The sequence below is a fragment of the Parapedobacter sp. ISTM3 genome, assembly GCF_016533505.1.
Taxonomy (GTDB): domain Bacteria; phylum Bacteroidota; class Bacteroidia; order Sphingobacteriales; family Sphingobacteriaceae; genus Parapedobacter; species Parapedobacter luteus.
Genome location: NZ_JAENGN010000071.1, coordinates 1 through 554, shown reverse-complemented (window position 1 = coordinate 554; position 554 = coordinate 1). Strand labels below are relative to the sequence as shown.

At 49.3% G+C, this 554-nt stretch carries 1 protein-coding gene; it reads right to left on the bottom strand.

Going from position 1 to position 554, the window contains the following annotated elements:
- Nucleotides 1–80: 80 nt before the first annotated feature.
- Nucleotides 81–554: group II intron maturase-specific domain-containing protein (locus tag JHJ32_RS22670; RefSeq protein WP_304612947.1), on the bottom strand; the 474-nt coding region annotated here is incomplete at its 5' end.

The window sequence follows — 554 nt, the reverse complement described above, 5'->3', positions numbered from 1 at the left end:
AATCGAGTAGGAAGTAAGGGATTATTTCCCTTACTGTCCTCTCACACCACCGTACGTACCGTTCGGTATACGGCGGTTCCTTAAGTTTTGACATGAACCTTTTTGTAGTAATCCGACAGAAAGGCATATCCCGCTTGGCGTAGCCTATCGTTGGTCAGGGAAGTCGCAAGAATGTAGCTGTTGGCTGTGTACCAGTAGCCTTTTCTTGTATTCGCCCATTCCCATGCCTTGGATTTGTTTACGCCCAGTTTGATTAGGTTGGCCAGTCTGGTCCTGATGCGTTTCCATTGTTTCCAGATGACCATCCTGAGCCGTCTCCTGTACCATTCGTCAACTTTTTGCAGGAGGCTTCCCATGTCCGCCAATTTGAAGTAGTGCACCCAGCCAATGATATACTGGCGGAGTTCCTCTTTCCGGCGCTCATTCCCCCAGCCATTGCCACGGCATGTAAGCTCCTTGATTTTGGCTTTCATTTTCATAGCACTTTTGGGGTGGATGCGCAGACGCCCCAACCCTTTCTTCCTGTAAAAGGAGTAGCCCAGGAATTTGACGCT